The 15702-nt window shown below is 42.9% G+C and carries 14 protein-coding genes; 10 read left to right on the top strand and 4 right to left on the bottom strand.

Annotated elements, in window-relative coordinates; genetic code table 11:
* The first annotated feature begins 358 nt into the window (after positions 1-358).
* The 4 genes from VUI23_RS19090 to VUI23_RS19075 all read left to right on the top strand — a co-directional run bounded on the left by VUI23_RS19090 (position 359) and on the right by VUI23_RS19075 (position 4576).
* On the top strand, positions 359-1528 hold the full coding sequence (locus tag VUI23_RS19090; RefSeq protein ID WP_342805462.1) for a slipin family protein: 1170 nt from the start codon (positions 359-361) through the stop codon (positions 1526-1528).
* 931 nt (positions 1529-2459) lie between these two features.
* Positions 2460-2909: a DoxX family protein gene (locus VUI23_RS19085; RefSeq protein ID WP_303501859.1), complete on the top strand. Its 450-nt coding sequence runs from the start codon at positions 2460-2462 to the stop codon at positions 2907-2909.
* A gap of 9 nt (positions 2910-2918) precedes the next feature.
* A complete protein-coding gene (locus VUI23_RS19080; protein ID WP_216049181.1) occupies positions 2919-3617 on the top strand; it encodes a pirin family protein in 699 nt (232 codons plus the stop codon).
* Positions 3618-3685: 68 nt separating this feature from the next.
* Positions 3686-4576, top strand: coding sequence for a LysR family transcriptional regulator (locus VUI23_RS19075; protein WP_342805460.1), 891 nt, complete (start codon positions 3686-3688; stop codon positions 4574-4576).
* Between the two features lie 37 nt (positions 4577-4613).
* Here the strand turns inward: VUI23_RS19075 and pdsS are convergent, their stop codons facing one another.
* Both pdsS and pdsR read right to left on the bottom strand, forming a co-directional pair.
* Entirely contained in the window at positions 4614-6773 is a 2160-nt protein-coding gene (gene pdsS / locus VUI23_RS19070; protein WP_303501864.1) for a proteobacterial dedicated sortase system histidine kinase, read from the bottom strand.
* 3 nt (positions 6774-6776) lie between these two features.
* The gene (gene pdsR, locus VUI23_RS19065) at positions 6777-7469 is read right to left on the bottom strand and encodes a proteobacterial dedicated sortase system response regulator (RefSeq protein WP_216049178.1); all 693 of its coding nucleotides are present in this window, start codon (positions 7467-7469) and stop codon (positions 6777-6779) included.
* A gap of 226 nt (positions 7470-7695) precedes the next feature.
* On the opposite strand from pdsR, the gene pdsO reads away from it, so the two are divergent.
* From pdsO to VUI23_RS19050, 3 genes are read left to right on the top strand one after another with little or no spacing between them, the layout of a single operon-like run.
* Positions 7696-8466 carry a sortase-associated OmpA-like protein PdsO gene (pdsO, locus tag VUI23_RS19060; RefSeq protein ID WP_342805458.1) on the top strand — a complete coding sequence of 257 codons (771 nt, stop codon included), beginning with the start codon at positions 7696-7698 and terminating at the stop codon, positions 8464-8466.
* A 10-nt stretch (positions 8467-8476) separates the two neighbouring features.
* Entirely contained in the window at positions 8477-10615 is a 2139-nt protein-coding gene (locus VUI23_RS19055; RefSeq protein WP_342805456.1) for a marine proteobacterial sortase target protein, read from the top strand.
* A complete protein-coding gene (locus tag VUI23_RS19050; protein ID WP_216049175.1) occupies positions 10585-11193 on the top strand; it encodes a class GN sortase in 609 nt (202 codons plus the stop codon). Before VUI23_RS19055 ends, VUI23_RS19050 begins: the two co-directional genes overlap by 31 nt.
* A 7-nt stretch (positions 11194-11200) precedes the next feature.
* On the opposite strand, the gene VUI23_RS19045 is transcribed toward VUI23_RS19050, so the two are convergent.
* Positions 11201-12118: a M14 family metallocarboxypeptidase gene (locus tag VUI23_RS19045; RefSeq protein ID WP_342805454.1), complete on the bottom strand. Its 918-nt coding sequence runs from the start codon at positions 12116-12118 to the stop codon at positions 11201-11203.
* Between the two features lie 282 nt (positions 12119-12400).
* Between VUI23_RS19045 and VUI23_RS19040 the strand changes: the two genes are divergently transcribed.
* The 3 genes from VUI23_RS19040 to VUI23_RS19030 are packed head-to-tail and all read left to right on the top strand — an operon-like array spanning position 12401 to position 14805.
* On the top strand, positions 12401-13333 hold the full coding sequence (locus VUI23_RS19040) for an ABC transporter ATP-binding protein (protein WP_342805452.1): 933 nt from the start codon (positions 12401-12403) through the stop codon (positions 13331-13333).
* Positions 13333-14103: an ABC transporter permease gene (locus VUI23_RS19035; RefSeq protein ID WP_216049172.1), complete on the top strand. Its 771-nt coding sequence runs from the start codon at positions 13333-13335 to the stop codon at positions 14101-14103. Before VUI23_RS19040 ends, VUI23_RS19035 begins: the two co-directional genes overlap by 1 nt.
* A 30-nt stretch (positions 14104-14133) precedes the next feature.
* A complete protein-coding gene (locus VUI23_RS19030) occupies positions 14134-14805 on the top strand; it encodes an SAM-dependent methyltransferase (RefSeq protein ID WP_342805450.1) in 672 nt (223 codons plus the stop codon).
* A gap of 67 nt (positions 14806-14872) precedes the next feature.
* Here VUI23_RS19030 and VUI23_RS19025 read toward each other — a convergent pair whose 3' ends face one another.
* Positions 14873-15583: an EAL domain-containing protein gene (locus tag VUI23_RS19025; RefSeq protein WP_216049170.1), complete on the bottom strand. Its 711-nt coding sequence runs from the start codon at positions 15581-15583 to the stop codon at positions 14873-14875.
* Positions 15584-15702 lie beyond the last annotated feature (119 nt).

Genomic DNA, 15702 nt, shown 5'->3' with positions numbered 1-15702 from the left:
CACGTGGCAATGCCAAAAGTGTATATCTCGGCAAGAACACCACTTAAATTGGTGTGAAAGCACCTCAAACGACATAGTTTGATTGATGATTAAACGACGAGAGGTAAAGGCGAAAGCCCTGTGGGTTCGAGTCCCATAACCATTGTAATAGCCCGACATAAGGCTAGTGAATGACCACTGTGGTGAACTCACACAAGCAACATTGATTTAGTAGGCACTGTATGGATACAGTGCAAGGATGTTCAGAAAACGACGCCTGCTAAATCAACCTTGTTTGTTGTCAATTCACGCAAGTTACTTACCCCTTATGTCACACACCTTAGGGTGTGTTGAGGCACTAAAAAAAGGAGAAGCTCTAATGACTAAACAAGGGAAATTTATAAAAGTATTTATTGTTGCAGAAAACACAATCGCGTTTCTGTATAGAAACCAACAATTCATGCAGGTATTGCCTGCTGGGGAGCATCGTTTGTGGGATTTTAGCAATACCCTGACGATGAAACAGTTTGCAGCAAATAGCATGTACTACTCAGATGCTGATTCGTTTTATTTAATTAAAACATACCCAGAGGTGGCAGAGTTAGTTCATGTTTGGCGCTTAGGTAACGACGAGCTGGGATTGTTATATATCGATGGCCAGCTTTGTGGTGTTGTCGCTCCAGGTGAGATCCTACATCTGTGGAAATCTGCGGGCGAATTCCGTTTAGACAAAGTTGCTCTAACCGGTGATCTTGAAGTGGCTAGATCTGTGTTGGAGGAAATTAAGCATCGAGGTAAAAATGATAGTACCAAGTTAATTGCCACCAAAAGCTCCGTTAAGCGGGCACCAGTCGCTACGGTCGAAGTCAAACCGCAGCATGCCAGCTTGCTATATGTGGACGGCAAATTCATGCGTACTTTGGGTGCGGGAACTTATGGCTTTTGGCAGCTAAGCAACACGGTTACGGTAAAAAACTACGATTTGCGTACACGCAATCAAGAGGTTTCTGGGCAGGATATCTTGACCAAAGATCGGGTTACAGTGCGGGTGAATTTAAGCGCCACGGTGAAAACCCTAGACCCAGTTATTGCTGCAGAGCAAGTAGAGAATTTGGATGAATACATCTACAAATCATTGCAGTTAGCCTTGCGTGAAGTGGTTGGAACTAAAACCTTGGACGCACTGCTTGAAGACAAGCTTTACGTTAACCAAACCGTCAAAGCGTTGGTTGAACAGGAGTTACATTCGGTTGGTGTAAGACTTGAAAGAGTCGGCGTGAAAGATATTATTCTGCCCGGGGAAATCAAGGCAATCTTGAACCAAGTAGTGGAAGCACAAAAAGCCGCTGAGGCCAATGTGATCAAGCGTCGGGAAGAAACCGCTGCGACCAGAAGCTTGCAGAATACCGCAAAAATGATGGAAAACAACCCAACGTTGTTGCGCTTGAAAGAGCTAGAGTCACTGGAAAAGGTGTCAGAAAAAGTAAGCAACTTGAACGTTTATGGTGGTGTTGATCAGTTGCTGCGGGAAACCGTTAAATTGACTTAAAGGTTATGGACGGAGCAAGGAAGCTTCAGCCCAAGGACGGGCTTCTGCCCGTAGCATGGCGTTCAGGCCATGGGAGGTTGTTTTTTCGCGGCGCTAAAGCATCCGCCTACACATTCAAACCCGTAGCATGGCGTTCAGGCCATGGGAGGTTGTTTTTTCGCGGCGCTAAAGCATCCGCCTACACATTCAAACCCGTAGCATGGCCTTTAGGCCATGGGAGGTTGTTTTTTTCGCGGCGCTAAAGCATCCGCCTACACATTCAAACCCGTAGCATGGCGTTCAGGCCATGGGAGGTTGTTTTTTCGCGGCGCTAAAGCATCCGCCTACACATTCAAACCCGTAGCATGGCGTTCAGGCCATGGGAGGTTGTTTTTTTCGCGGCGCTAAAGCACCCGCCTACACATTCAAACCCGTAGCATGGCGTTCAGGCCATGGGAGGTTGTTTTTTTCGCGGCGCTAAAGCACCCGCCTACACATTCAAGCCCGTAGCATGGCCTTCAGGCCATGGAAGGTTGTTTTTTTCGCGGCCTAAAGCATCCGCCTACACATTCAAACCCGTAGCATGGCGTTCAGGCCATGGGAGGTTGTTTTTTCGCGGCGCTAAAGCACCCACCTACACATTCAAACCCGTAGCATGGTCTTTAGGCCATGGAAACCTTCACACTCGCGGCGCTAAAGCACCCGCCTACACATTCAAGCCCGTAGCATGGCCTTTAGGCCATGGGAGGTTGTTTTTTCGCAGGACTAAAGCACCCGTCTTCAGGGTGATATTGATAACCTGAATTATCCCTTATCGTTAATTCAAATTATTTGAATTAAATTATCAAAATGTTCCGATTTTAATTTCTTTTTCCGTCTATATACTCTTTATCAACGAATTTGAAGGAGATTCTTCAAATATTTTAATTTCAAATAAATTGAGGGTATTGTTATGAGTGGAACGTTTTTAGCGAAAGTTTTTAATTCAGACCAAGGGTTTTCACCATTGGCATTAAGAATTCCAGTAGGAATAATTTTTATTGCCCACGGTAGCCAGAAGTTGTTTGGTCTGTTCGGTGGCTACGGTTTAGAAGGTACCGCTCAGTTTATGTCGTCACTGGGGTTAGAGCCTGGTTATTTGATGGCGTTGTTGGCTGGAGCAGGAGAGTTCTTTGGTGGATTATTTCTTCTAATGGGTTTGTTAACTCGTCCAGCAGCAATAGTAACGGCAATTACTATGCTAGTGGCTATATTTACAGTACATATTGATAATGGTCTGTTTATGTCCAACGGTGGATATGAGTTTGGTTTAGCTTTGTTGGCAGCGTCTGTTTCCTTAGCCATTTCCGGTTCAGGAAAATTGGGTTTGGATGTTTTAATTGCTAACAAGTTATCTTTGTAGGAGTACGCCATGTTGACGCTACGTAAAGCTGCCGATAGAGGCAAAGCTAACTTTGGTTGGCTTGATAGCAAACATACATTTTCGTTTGGTTCCTATCATGATCCGAAACACATGGGGTTCTCAAAATTACGAGTGATTAACGATGACAAGGTTTCGCCTGACGCTGGATTTGGCACTCACGGTCACCGCAATATGGAAATTATTAGTTTCGTTACCCACGGAGTGATTGAGCACAAAGATAGTATGGGGAATGTACAATCTTTACCCAAAGGTGAATTTCAGTTGATGTCAGCTGGAAAAGGAGTTCAGCATAGTGAATATAACGCTTCGCCTACTGAACCCTTGACCTTTTTACAGATATGGATTGAACCCAACGAATTTGATGGCAAGCCTAGTTATCAGCAAAAAGACTTTGGTTCGAAATTAGGCATTACACCCATTATTACGGCAACAGGTGAGAATGGCACATTATCGATTAAACAAGATGCGTCGTTAAGCCAATTAATTCTAGCGCCAGGGCAAATTATCGAACTGGATATTGATGAAGATCGTAAGTATTACATTCATCAGGTAGAAGGAAGTTTAACGGTTAATTCAGACGTACTTGATGTTGGAGACGGTTTGAAAATCGAAGATGAATTAAGCTTGAAGTTAGAAAATTCAACTGAACAGCAGCTTGTGGCTTTGTTATTCGATTTGCCGAGCTAGAGTGATCAATTACATCAGAGCTTGAGGTAATACCTCAGGCTCTTTTTTGCGTTTAAGGAACCTACACTATGCATCACGCAATTTCATTGGAATCGCTAAGAGTGTTGCACGCAATTGAGCGTAAAGGCAGTTTTTCTGAAGCGGCCAAAGCATTATTCAAAGTGCCGTCTGCACTCACTTACACAATGCAAAAGTTGGAGTCAGAACTGGGGGTGGAACTCTTTGATCGCAGTGGCAAACGCGCGACTTTAACTCAGGCTGGCCTGATATTGCTGAATGAAGGTCAAGGGATTCTTGATGCGGCCGAACGACTCGAAGAAAAAGTGAAACAAGTGGAGTCTGGCTGGGAAACCCAACTGACGATTGCCAAAGATACAATTATGCCGAATAAACCCGTAATTGAGCTGATTAAAGGGTTTTGTTGTTTAGATAAACAAGTTGAAATTACGCTAATTGAAGAAGCGTTAGCTGGTGGGTGGGATGCGCTATATTCAAACCGTTGTGACTTGGCAATTGGAGTCACCGGGGAATTACCCAAAGGACCCTATGCTGTGCATCAAATAGGCGAAATTGAATTTGTGTTTGTTGTGGCTAAAAAGCATCCGTTGGCGGATTTTATCGGAATATTAGAAGGCCAGAATATTAAACAATATCCCGCAATTGTTGTAGCCGACAGTTCGCGCAATTTGCCAGAACGTTCAAGTGGATTATTTGAAAGTAAACAAGTGATCAGGGTTCAGAATATGATGGCTAAGCGCGATGCACAAGTGCAAGGTTTAGGTATTGGATTTTTACCTCTTCATCTAATTGAATCACAATTGGATAGCGGAGACTTGGTGGCGAAAGCCACATCTTTGCACCGTCCTGCGGTACCTGTGTATATGGCATGGGAAAAGCATAAATCAGCTAAAGCCTTGGCGTGGTTTATTGAGCAAGGCAAGAATCATAAGTGGTTTTAGGTTAAGCGATAATATCCTTTGAGGCTAAAACCAGTTGTTACAGGCGGATAACCACTTCCACACCTTTTTCGTCTTCACGGTTTTGAATATTGATTTTTGCTTTGTGATATTCAGCGATGATTTTGGCAATATAAAGGCCTAAGCCTAAGTGTGTTTCGTGATTAACTTGGTGATCTCTTACCGAAACCATGGAGTTGAGTAACTGTTCATGCATATTCTCTGGCAATTTGGGCCCAGTATTGGCGATGGTCAGCTCCATATAGCCATTTTTTTCCATCAACGATAACATTATTGTGTTGTGTACAGGGCTAAATTCCACGGCATTAGCTATTATTTTATCTAGCATTTGTGCAAACAATTCAGGCGAGCCATTTAAATTTTTAATCAAATTGTGGGTATTTAAAGCAAATTTATTTTGTGGATAAGCAATTCGATAACCTTCTGTGCAACCCATGAGTAATTCGGATAACTCAAAATTTTCTCTTTCACTGTATTGAATCGCTTGTTCCAGACGAGTGGCTTCACTCATGTTGCTGAGAATTTTACTGAGGCGATGAATGCCTGATTGTGCACGTTCAATATATTGCTGTTTTTCCTGTTCGTCATTGCCGTTATTTTGTTCCATGGATAAGTTCTCTAATGACGATTTAACAATGGCCACAGGGGTGCGTAGTTCATGGGATAAGCGGGAACTCATATTTTCCAAATAATGATTATATTGTTGTAATTTGTCTAAAACGCTGTGAAAGGTTCGAGATAAATCACCGATTTCATCTTGGGTATTGGAACGGGGAATATTCCCCAAGATTTTACCGTTTTCATCAATTGCAGATTCAGTCTCGTTGCGCAGTTTACTGATCCGAAACGAGATCCGAGATGCAAATAAAAACAGCGCTGCGGTGCCTAAAAATACCACGGCAATTATCACGTGGAATAGCTGTTCTAGTGCACGGTTTCTTAGGGTGCGGATACCGTGGGTAGTCTGCTCAACTACCACAGCTCCCATCACTTGTTCATCGATAAATATTGGGTGGGCTGCAGATAACACTACGGCTTTGTTGTCCGGTGATAAGCGCCACTGAGAGCTAGCCGTACCCGTTAATGCTTTGGCTAAATCTTGGCCTTTCAGTGCATAGGCATTTTCCAATTCATCAACGAACCCTGCTGGCGGTTTTGTGAGTATTTGATAATACAGCGGGAATAACCAATCTTGTTCAATTCGATGCCAGAGTGTATCGCGCTTTCGCGGTTTGGGAGCAATACGCACGCCAGTTGCATCTTGAATCGAACCCGAGCGGGCGAGCACACGCATGTGTTTATCCACTACCCAAACTCTAGCATTAGAGTATTTTAAACCTTTTAAAATCTTCTCAATTTCAGGGGAGGGAACTAGTACAGTGCCTAAAGAATCGGATTGGTTAGGATTGGCAGTGCCAATAATATATTTACGTTCTCGGCTTTGTAAATCGTCCACATCTGCTATAGCAAAGGCAATTTTGCTGGACATAATTTCTAATGGAAAACGCAGTTCTATGTTGTAACCATTTTCAGTTTCCTGCCAGTTACCTTGGATAGCGGTTTCCAATGATAGAGGACGCAAAGATTCAGGGTTTTCATCAAGTAAATAGGCGTTTACCCAACCAGACTGCTGGGGCGCGACAATATATCGTCTGAATTCTCCTTGGGGATCGGTTACCGCTATTAATAAATAGTCATTTCTATCGACTCTAAGACTATTTTTGGGGCGATAAACCAAGTGATCATCCACCACCTCAAACATGGCATACAGATACTTATTATATTGCCCGACCATGTGCTCAAAATAGAAACTCTCGGGATCATAAAATACATTTTGTTCGATTAACTGCATTTCTGCGTAGTGCAAAGATAAGTGGCGATAATCAACCCAATCATCTAGCTGGCCGTCTAATTGTATTGGATCAACAATTTTATGGGCGTAAAGATCCGTTCCGGGTTTTACATCTTGCAAATAAGATGACTGGCTATCAAATAATGTTGGTCGTTCATGTAGCGCTGTAGCAACTGCTCGGGCGGTGCCTTCCATTGTCTGTTCCTGACCGGTGCGCAGGTAGCTTTCCAATTCCCACACGTACTGATACCCCAACCATGGAATGGTAAATAGAAATAACGACAGTAATAAAAGTTTTAAGCGGATGCCAAAGCGAAGACGGTTCATAAACTAACTAGATTTCCAGCGATAGCCCATGCCGTAGACGGTTTCAATGCGATCGAATTCGGCATCTAATTGCATAAACTTCTTACGTATACGCTTAATATGCGAAGTAATAGTAGTGTCATCAACGACCATTTTTGATTCATCCATAAGTTGTTGGCGACTTTTCACATGGCCAGCATATTTGGCAATGGCATGTAACATCCAAAACTCAGTCACGGTTAGTTCTATGGATTGACCGTGCCAGCTAACGGTCATTCTATTGCTGTCCATTAGTAAGGCACCAGACTCGATCAAATCAGTAGCAACTTGCGGTTGATTGAGTAGTTCGGTGCGTCTGAACAAGGCGGCGATGCGAGCCAGTAAATGAGGCAAACTAATGTCTTTGGTTAGATAGTCGTCGGCACCCATGCGTAAACCACAAATTGTGTCGTAATCATTGTCTCTAGCGGTAAAAAAGATGATTGGTAGGGTTTTCGATAATGAACGAAGTTGCTGACATAACATAAAGCCGCCGTCTATTTCTTCATTTAAGCCAATATCGACTACAGCTAAGTCAGGTAATCGCTGCATAAAGGCCTGCTCTGCATCAATACGACTAGCATAAGTAAATACTTCGTAGCCCTGTTTTTGCAACGCCGATGCATAATTATCTCTAATCGCTGGGTCATCTTCGACTATGGCAATACGTTTTGACATCAATTTACCGCTTTTTCTAACTGTTTCTGTTTAGTGATAACAACTATATCGCAAAAATTTGTTCAGCCCATGGCCTTTTAGCTGAATAAATGCAATTTCCATTTTTTCGCCACATTTGCTCACCACATTGCCATTTTTGCCTGCATTTGATGACAGAAAGTCCCGCTTAAATAGACTCCATCGAAACAACACAAACTAAAACAACTTACTCTTTTGGAGAACAACTATGAAAAAACGTATTTTATTTCCACTTACCGCAATCGCTTTAAGTCTTTCGACAAATGTTTTGGCTGCAGACGGGGTTTCCAAATCAAGAACAACAGAAGAGCAAACTAATGGAGCCATTGGTTTTGGGTCTGGTGCGGTGGCAGGTGCATTGGTTGCGGGGCCGGTTGGTGCAATAGTTGGTGGTCTTTTTGGGGTGATGATTGCCGAAGATGTAAACAGTGACAATGCGCTGGAGGCAAGTGAAAGCGAATTGACGAAAAGCTATGCCCAACTATCGCAACAACAAGAACAACTTGCTCGTCAAGAAGCTCAGTTAATCGCGTTACAACAGCAATATGAACAGGCGCAACAAGAAAACCAAGTGCAATTGGTTGCCATGGATAATGAGATTGAGCGAGTGATGCAAGAAATGGAATCAAATATTCAATTCCGAACGGCGTCCTATGTACTCGAGTCGCACTTTAAACCGCAGTTAGATTTAGTTGCACAAGGATTAAAAAATAACCCTAATTTAGTGGTCAGCTTGTCGGGCTTTTCTGACAGCCGTGGTGATGACTCTTTCAATCAAGCATTGTCTGAACAGCGCGTAGTGAGTGTTAAAGACTATCTTTTATCTCAGGGGGTTTATGATAAGCAAGTACTTACTTTGTCTTTCGGTGAAACGCAGCCAGTCTCGGCCGAAGCTAACAACGAAGACTTCTTCTTTGATCGTCGAGTGCTAATTCGAGTTGCTGAAGGTCAACAATCGATGACTGCATCAAACCTATAGGAGAGCGACAGTGATTAAGCGTCTGAGATTTGTCATCGTCCTTTCGCTACTTTTTATCTTAGGTGCGGTGCAATATGCAACGCCCTTTTTCAAGGATGAAAGTACCGATGAGCCATCCACTAGCCAATCTAGGTTCAAAATAGATGTGTCCTATGAATCTGTAGATGGTGCTAACTCATCTGTGTATGTAGATGATTATCAACAAGTTGAACAGGGAAGTTTGTTTTTACAAAAACAGGGAGAGCAAGGGTATTTGTTGTCACCGCTTTTAGATACGCGAGTAGACATGAATATTACCGGCTTAATTGCTCGGGCTAAAGTGACACAGACGTTTACTAATACCAGTGATGAATGGGTGAATGGTATTTATGTGTTCCCGCTACCCGAGAACGCCGCTGTAGATCATTTGGAAATGCGAATTGGCGAGCGGCGAATTGTGGGGCAGATTCATCCTAAACAGAAAGCCAAAGCCATATACGAACAAGCGAAACGAGAAGGAAAAAAAGCCAGTTTGTTGGTGCAGCAGCGACCTAATTTATTTAAGAATTCAGTGGCAAATATAGGCCCTGGTGAGTCGATTAAAGTGACTATTGAATACCAACAAGCGGTAGCTTATGAAAACAATACCTTTAGTTTACGATTTCCAACAACGGTAACACCAAGGTACTTACCTAAATTGAATCTAGATGCAGGGACTCAAGCGGTTGCTGATAGCGGTTGGGGCATGACACCGCCAGTCTACAAGGAAAACCCTCCTTCGAATAACCAGGCACAAGAACCTGAGCCGATGCATAAAGTGGCTATCAATATCGCCCTAAATACAGGCTTTGCGTTGCAAAATATTGAAAGCAAATTCCACCCCATTCATCAATTAGAGAAAAAAGCCGGAGTTTACGAAATATCCTTACAGCAAAACATGATAGCCAATCAAGACTTTGTACTGAGTTGGCAGCCAGAAGCTAATCAAAGTCCTAAGGCTGCACACTTTGTGCAGCGTACCGAAGAGGGCATTTACGGCATGGTGATGTTGATGCCACCTGATGGGGATACTGAAACCTTGAATTTGCCTAGGGAAGTTATCTTTGTGATTGATACATCTGGCTCAATGTCAGGAGACTCAATGCCGCAAGCGAAACAAGCGCTCATATATGCCATTCAACAATTGCCAGAAAGTGACACTTTTAATTTAGTTGAGTTTGATTCAACGGCGAGGAAAATGTGGGCCACTCCCAAAGTTGCTAACACTAACAGTAAATCGGCAGCTGTAGAATATGTTGCGAATTTGAGCGCCGATGGTGGCACCGAAATGTTGTCAGCGCTGCAATTAGCGTTAGGTCAGCAGAGTCCAAGCGCTGCTTTTAAAGAAACTGAAAGTCGCATCCGCCAAGTTATTTTTATCACCGACGGCTCGGTGGGTAACGAGGCAAGCTTGTTTGAATACATTCAAGATAATTTGCAACAAAGCAGGTTGTTCACGGTTGGGATTGGTTCAGCTCCGAATAGCTTTTTTATGACTGAAGCGGCGCGGATGGGAAAAGGTACCTTTACCTATATTGGCTCTACTGATTCAGTGCAACAACAGATGCAGAACTTATTTACGAAATTGACCCATCCATTGTTAACTGATTTGATGATGAGCTTTTCGCAAAATGTTGAGGTCTATCCCCGTAATTTACCCGATTTATATAAAGGTGAGCCGCTTATGGTGAGTTATCGTGGGGCTGAAGCTGTGGATAACTTAATTGTCACTGGATCCTTGAAAAATCAACATTGGCAGACGGCTTTGTCTTTACAAAATGGCGGCAGCGAAACCGGTTTAAATGTGCTTTGGGCGAGGCGCAAGATTGCCCAATTAGGCCGAGATAAAATGTTGGGACAAGATTACGATGAAATGAACAAACAAATTGAACAAGTGGCGATGGCCCATCATTTGGTCAGCGAAATGACCAGTTTGGTTGCCGTGGATGTAACTCCTACTGCGCAAAATACAAGTAAGGATGCACAGCTTAAATCGCATTTACCCAAAGGACTTAAAAGGACGCTGGGTACCTTACCGCAAACCGCAACAGCGGCCCAATTACAATGGATGTTAGCGTTACTACTTATGGGGGTTGGATTATGTATGGTCATTTTCACAAGGCACCGTTAAGACGAAAAGTGCTGAATATCGTTTGGCGTTATAAATGGGCGAGTCTGTGTTTTGTACTGAGTGCATACTTGTTTGCATCCAGCGGCTATATCCATGCCAAAGCACAGTTAGCACAATATTTAATTGAAGATGCTTGGGTTGAGTCGCTACACAGTGGTGAAAAAATAGCTCCTTGGGCATGGGCTGATACTTGGCCTGTTGCCAAGCTCAATATTGCTGACCAAAGTTTGTATGTTTTAGCGGGGGCAACAGGCAGGGTGATGGCATTTGGCCCTGGTCATATGAGCAGTACGCCTTTTCCTGGGGAGCCGGGTAATGCGGTCATTACGGGGCACCGTGATACCCACTTCGCGTTGTTACAAGAGATTAAAATTGGCGATGTAATAACCACAGAAACGGTAAATAACGTTAGTCAGTATGAAGTATTGGAAGTGCGGATTGCTCATCAAAATCAGATTAATTTAACCGAGTCTGGTATCGATGATGAACTAACTTTGATTACCTGTTATCCGTTCAACAGCGCCGCACCTAATCCTGAACTGCGATACGTGGTGCGGGCTTTGAAAATTGATGCCTAGAACTAGATTACATTTGCTTGATTAAGTAGTCTAGACCACCGGTGATTGCGGCTACTTGGGCGAGAATACAGTTTTCGTCGTCGACTTTCGGGCTGTCCGGGTAAACCTCTGTAGTGGTGACATACTTAGCGCCCGAAAAGCCACCACATAAGAATAGTTTACGTTTGTCATAATTAATTACTCCCCGTTGTTCCATTGGCGTTCCAATGAGTTTTCCATCGGCATCAGCGGGCGCAATGTGAGTGACTTTTTCTACCGAATCTATCACCGCTTTTTGAAATTCAGGAGCCGGATTGTTGCTGTCTCCAACCCCATAAAATCCATCAGGAATATCCCACACATCCTGATGAATACCATCTCTTGCACTCAGTGCCGGACGAAATTCAGAGTTGTCTGTGTCAGTGGTTTCGTGCAGATCAAAATGGGCTAACAGGTCTAGTTGCAAGCCTTGTACATAATCCATGGCTAGCGCTGCTTCAGGGGCAGGTGAATTAGGATAAAACGAACGGTTTGGATCAATCGCTTTTGGGTCCCAGCGATTAATGGTTTCATAACCCCAAGGGCTTAAGCAAGGTAAAACCACAAAATTAAAGTGCTCTTCATAGGCTTTTGCTTTGCTTTTAACAAACCGAATCGCTCCTTGTACACCGCTAGTTTCGTAACCATGTACACCACCGGTAATTAAAATGCTTGGTTTGTCGTCGTTCCACGCTTTAGTTTTGATCGCAAACAGAGGGTAACGCTCTTGGTCATAGGGCAGCGCGCCATATTGAAGTACTTTAAAGGACCCTTTTAAGTCTTCTAGTTTTGCCAATACCTCAACCTTGTATTCCCGTTTGACTTGTTGGTTATTCAACCATTGCGCTTTTTCAGCATCGCCCCAAGGTTGACCAGGCACGCCAATTGCGTATTCTTCGTAACTCATGTTGTTCCTATTCATACGTTAATATTGCAGATTTTGGTAAGGTAACACCTGTAGTTTCAGGCTGTAAACCTTTGCATCAAAGTGACGATAAAGCGTCATTAAAAAACGCTTTAATTGTTTATTCACACTTGAAATATGGCAAAATGACAGCATATTCGAAGTTGACCTGACTCTCTCTCCTTCAGGTTATATCAAATTCGATCGATTGAACCTCCGTTAAGTTTGCGATTAGCAGGCGTTTAGGTTCACCAAAATAAAATAAAAAGTTAAATGGGAAGCGCTATGAAAGCCTTAGACATTTCTGGTCTGACAAAAACCTACAAGGGTGGTACACAGGCTTTAAAGGGTATCAATTTACAAGTCTCCGAGGGAGATTTTTTTGCTTTACTAGGCCCAAATGGCGCAGGTAAATCTACCACCATTGGTGTGATCAGTTCGTTAGTCAATAAGTCTACTGGAACGGTAAACGTATTTGGTCATTCTGTCGATACTGAGTTGGTTGAAGCCAAATCCTGTATAGGTCTAGTGCCGCAAGAGTTTAACTTCAATCAATTTGAAACCCTTTACCAAATTGTGGTCAATCAGGCCGGATATTATGGTGTCCCTCGCAGTATTGCCAAACAACGGGCCGAAAAATACCTTAAGCAATTGGATCTATGGGAAAAGCGCAATGAGCCGGCAAGAGAGCTTTCTGGCGGTATGAAACGTCGTTTAATGATTGCGCGGGCATTGATGCACGAACCCAAAATGTTGATTCTTGATGAACCCACAGCCGGCGTTGATATTGAGATTCGCCGTTCAATGTGGACCTTTCTAAAAGAAATTAACGAGCAAGGTATCACCATCATTTTAACCACTCATTATTTAGAAGAAGCGGAAATGCTGTGTCGCAATATTGCCATCATTGATAAAGGCATTATTGTTGAAAATACCAGTATGAAGGCTCTTTTATCTAAATTGAGTATGGAAACCTTTGTACTGGATTTACCTGTTCAATCAAAACCACCCACTTTACAAGGTTTTGCGTTTCGCAATATTGACGACCATACACTTGAAGTGGATGTAGACAAAGACGTTGGTTTGAACGATGTATTCCGTCAGTTGACTGACCAAGGAGTAACAGTTTTGAGTATGCGCAACAAAGCCAACCGATTAGAAGAGTTATTCGTCAGAATGGTCGAAAAAGGCAGAAAAGAACAGGCAGGAGCAGCATAATGGCAAATCGCAATTTCACAGCCTTACGCACTATCTGGATTAAAGAATGTACTCGCTTTTTGCGGATCTGGATTCAAACCCTAGTGCCGCCAGCGATTACCATGTCTTTGTACTTCGTTATCTTTGGAAGCTTGATTGGCTCGCGTATTGGCCAAATGGGTGGTTTTTCGTATATGGAGTTTATTGTACCGGGTCTAATTATGATGTCGGTGATCACCAACTCTTATGCGAATGTGAGTTCCTCGTTTTTTAGTGCCAAATTTCAACGTAATATTGAAGAGTTACTGGTAGCGCCGGTGCCTAGTTGGATTATTGTTCTAGGGTTTGTTGGTGGCGGTGTGGCGCGGGCAATACTGATTGGTATTATTGTCACTACGGTCTCGATGTTCTTTGTGGATATTCAAATCCACAATTTAGCGATAATCATCGTTACTCTTATTCTGACATCCTCTTTGTTTGCCACGGCAGGTTTAATTAATGCGGTTTACGCTAAAACATTCGACGATATCAGTATGGTACCAACCTTTGTTCTTACCCCATTAACTTACTTAGGTGGTGTTTTTTATTCGCTAACCTTGCTACCAGAATTTTGGCAGTGGGTGAGTAAAGCCAACCCAATCGTGTATATGGTTAATGGATTTAGGTACGGTTTTCTCGGCGTTTCAGATGTCGACTATATGTTATCGTTAGGCTTGTTAGTCGGTTTTAACTTGTTGTTATTCACCATTGCATATCAACTAATTAATCGCGGTGTCGGCATTCGAAGTTAAATCTAAAGCAAGGTTAAAGATACAGTTATTATGCATACAGGTAATTCGCGAAGTATTAGTAGCAACCAGCTTGGACCCCATGAAAAAGTGTCTGAGTTGGTGCGTCGACATCTAGCCAACACTAGTCAAAAACCCTTTAATCAGCATACTTTGGATGCGTTCGAAGATGTGAAAAAGTGGCGTTTGCAAGTGGACCCTGAATTGCGAAAGCCTTTGATTTTTGATTCTTGTTGCGGTGTTGGTGAAAGCACATCGCACATTGCCGCGCAGTTTCCGGATGCGTTAGTGGTGGGAATTGATAAGTCTGAATTGCGTACCAATAAACATGTTCATTACAGCGATAAAGCGCCTAATTATTTAGTAGTACGTGCGGATGTGAATGACTTTTGGCGCTTGGCTAATTCTGCCCAATGGCAATTGAGCCATCATTTTTTACTGTATCCCAACCCCTACCCCAAATCATCTCAGGTGCAGCGAAGGTGGCATGCCTGCGCTGCATTTAAAGACATAGTTGGACTGGGTGGAATATTAGAGGTGAGAAGTAATTGGCAAATTTACATCCAAGAGTTTGCGGTTGCGTTAAATACTGCGGGTAAGTCGGCCGCTGTGAGTCCTTATCATAGCGCTGAGCCACAAACCCCGTTTGAGCGAAAATATTGGGCCAGTGGGCAACAAAGTTGGCAGGTTGTTAGTCACCTGTAATTGATTAGGCTGCCGCGTTATTTAGTTCGCGGCGCTGTTTGTTGATTTTAAGCGGATAAACCTCAGTCTAACAATTCGGTTTTGGAACGCTAAAATAGTAGCCTTGGGCATATCGAATGCCTAATTCTTTTAACTTTTCTAAGGTTGCCCAAGTTTCCACATGCACTGCTACAACACTTATTTCTTTCTCTTTTGCCAGACCCGTAAAGTGTTCTACAAATTCATAGGTTTGTTGATTTTCCATTAACTGAGAAATCAGTCCGCCAGCTATCTTTATACCGTTAACCGGCAGATTTAAGATGCTGTTGATATTGCCTGGTGTAGCACCAAAGTGATCGATGTATATGGCAATATCTAACCTGCGACACTGGGCAGCGAAAGACTGGAAATCATCTATATTTTCAAGCACTACAGCAGCCGTTAACTCCAAGCCAACCCGTTTAGGATTAGGGTAGTCGTGAAGCGCTTCTGATAGTGTATTGAATAAATCTGGATTGAGCATATCTTGTTTGTTGATATTGATGTTCCATGCCGCGTTTAGATCTCTAAAATAGTTTGCACTACGATTCAAAATCGTTTCAGTCAATTGTACAACGGACTCTTGTTGTTCAATAACATGTAAGAACTCACTTGGCAGAAAGGTTTGTTCACTTGGAGTGACTAATCTGGCGAGGCATTCAAAACGCCAAACCGTTTCTTGAGATATGTCCATTATAGGTTGGAAAAAAGGAACTATTCTATCCAGACTAAAATTATCCGTGACTTCTTGTATGTGCATAATTGTCCTCGTTACAGCATTATGACTTCTGAGCGTCGGTTTATTTTAATCAATAAATAAGGCTTGCTCGGAATTACAACAATAGCACCACTTTTTCCTTTCAGAAAATGAAACTTCCT

Origin of the sequence: Alteromonas sp. M12, assembly GCF_037478005.1 — a bacterium.
Lineage (GTDB): Bacteria > Pseudomonadota > Gammaproteobacteria > Enterobacterales > Alteromonadaceae > Aliiglaciecola > Aliiglaciecola lipolytica_A.
The sequence above is the reverse complement of the archived record's forward strand: the minus strand, read 5'-3'. Positions and strand labels throughout refer to the sequence as shown.

Bases quoted from the DNA above. Each gene is read 5' to 3' on its own strand.
- VUI23_RS19040 (WP_342805452.1), top strand. From the start codon at position 12,401: ATGAAAGCCTTAGACATTTCTGGTCTGACAAAAACCTACAAGGGTGGT.
- pdsO (WP_342805458.1), top strand. From the start codon at position 7,696: ATGAAAAAACGTATTTTATTTCCACTTACCGCAATCGCTTTAAGTCTT.
- pdsR (WP_216049178.1), bottom strand. From the start codon at position 7,469: ATGTCAAAACGTATTGCCATAGTCGAAGATGACCCAGCGATTAGAGAT.
- VUI23_RS19035 (WP_216049172.1), top strand. From the start codon at position 13,333: ATGGCAAATCGCAATTTCACAGCCTTACGCACTATCTGGATTAAAGAA.
- VUI23_RS19030 (WP_342805450.1), top strand. From the start codon at position 14,134: ATGCATACAGGTAATTCGCGAAGTATTAGTAGCAACCAGCTTGGACCC.
- VUI23_RS19025 (WP_216049170.1), bottom strand. From the start codon at position 15,583: ATGCACATACAAGAAGTCACGGATAATTTTAGTCTGGATAGAATAGTT.
- VUI23_RS19085 (WP_303501859.1), top strand. From the start codon at position 2,460: ATGAGTGGAACGTTTTTAGCGAAAGTTTTTAATTCAGACCAAGGGTTT.
- VUI23_RS19075 (WP_342805460.1), top strand. From the start codon at position 3,686: ATGCATCACGCAATTTCATTGGAATCGCTAAGAGTGTTGCACGCAATT.
- pdsS (WP_303501864.1), bottom strand. From the start codon at position 6,773: ATGAACCGTCTTCGCTTTGGCATCCGCTTAAAACTTTTATTACTGTCG.
- VUI23_RS19050 (WP_216049175.1), top strand. From the start codon at position 10,585: ATGTATGGTCATTTTCACAAGGCACCGTTAAGACGAAAAGTGCTGAAT.
- VUI23_RS19090 (WP_342805462.1), top strand. From the start codon at position 359: ATGACTAAACAAGGGAAATTTATAAAAGTATTTATTGTTGCAGAAAAC.
- VUI23_RS19045 (WP_342805454.1), bottom strand. From the start codon at position 12,118: ATGAGTTACGAAGAATACGCAATTGGCGTGCCTGGTCAACCTTGGGGC.
- VUI23_RS19080 (WP_216049181.1), top strand. From the start codon at position 2,919: ATGTTGACGCTACGTAAAGCTGCCGATAGAGGCAAAGCTAACTTTGGT.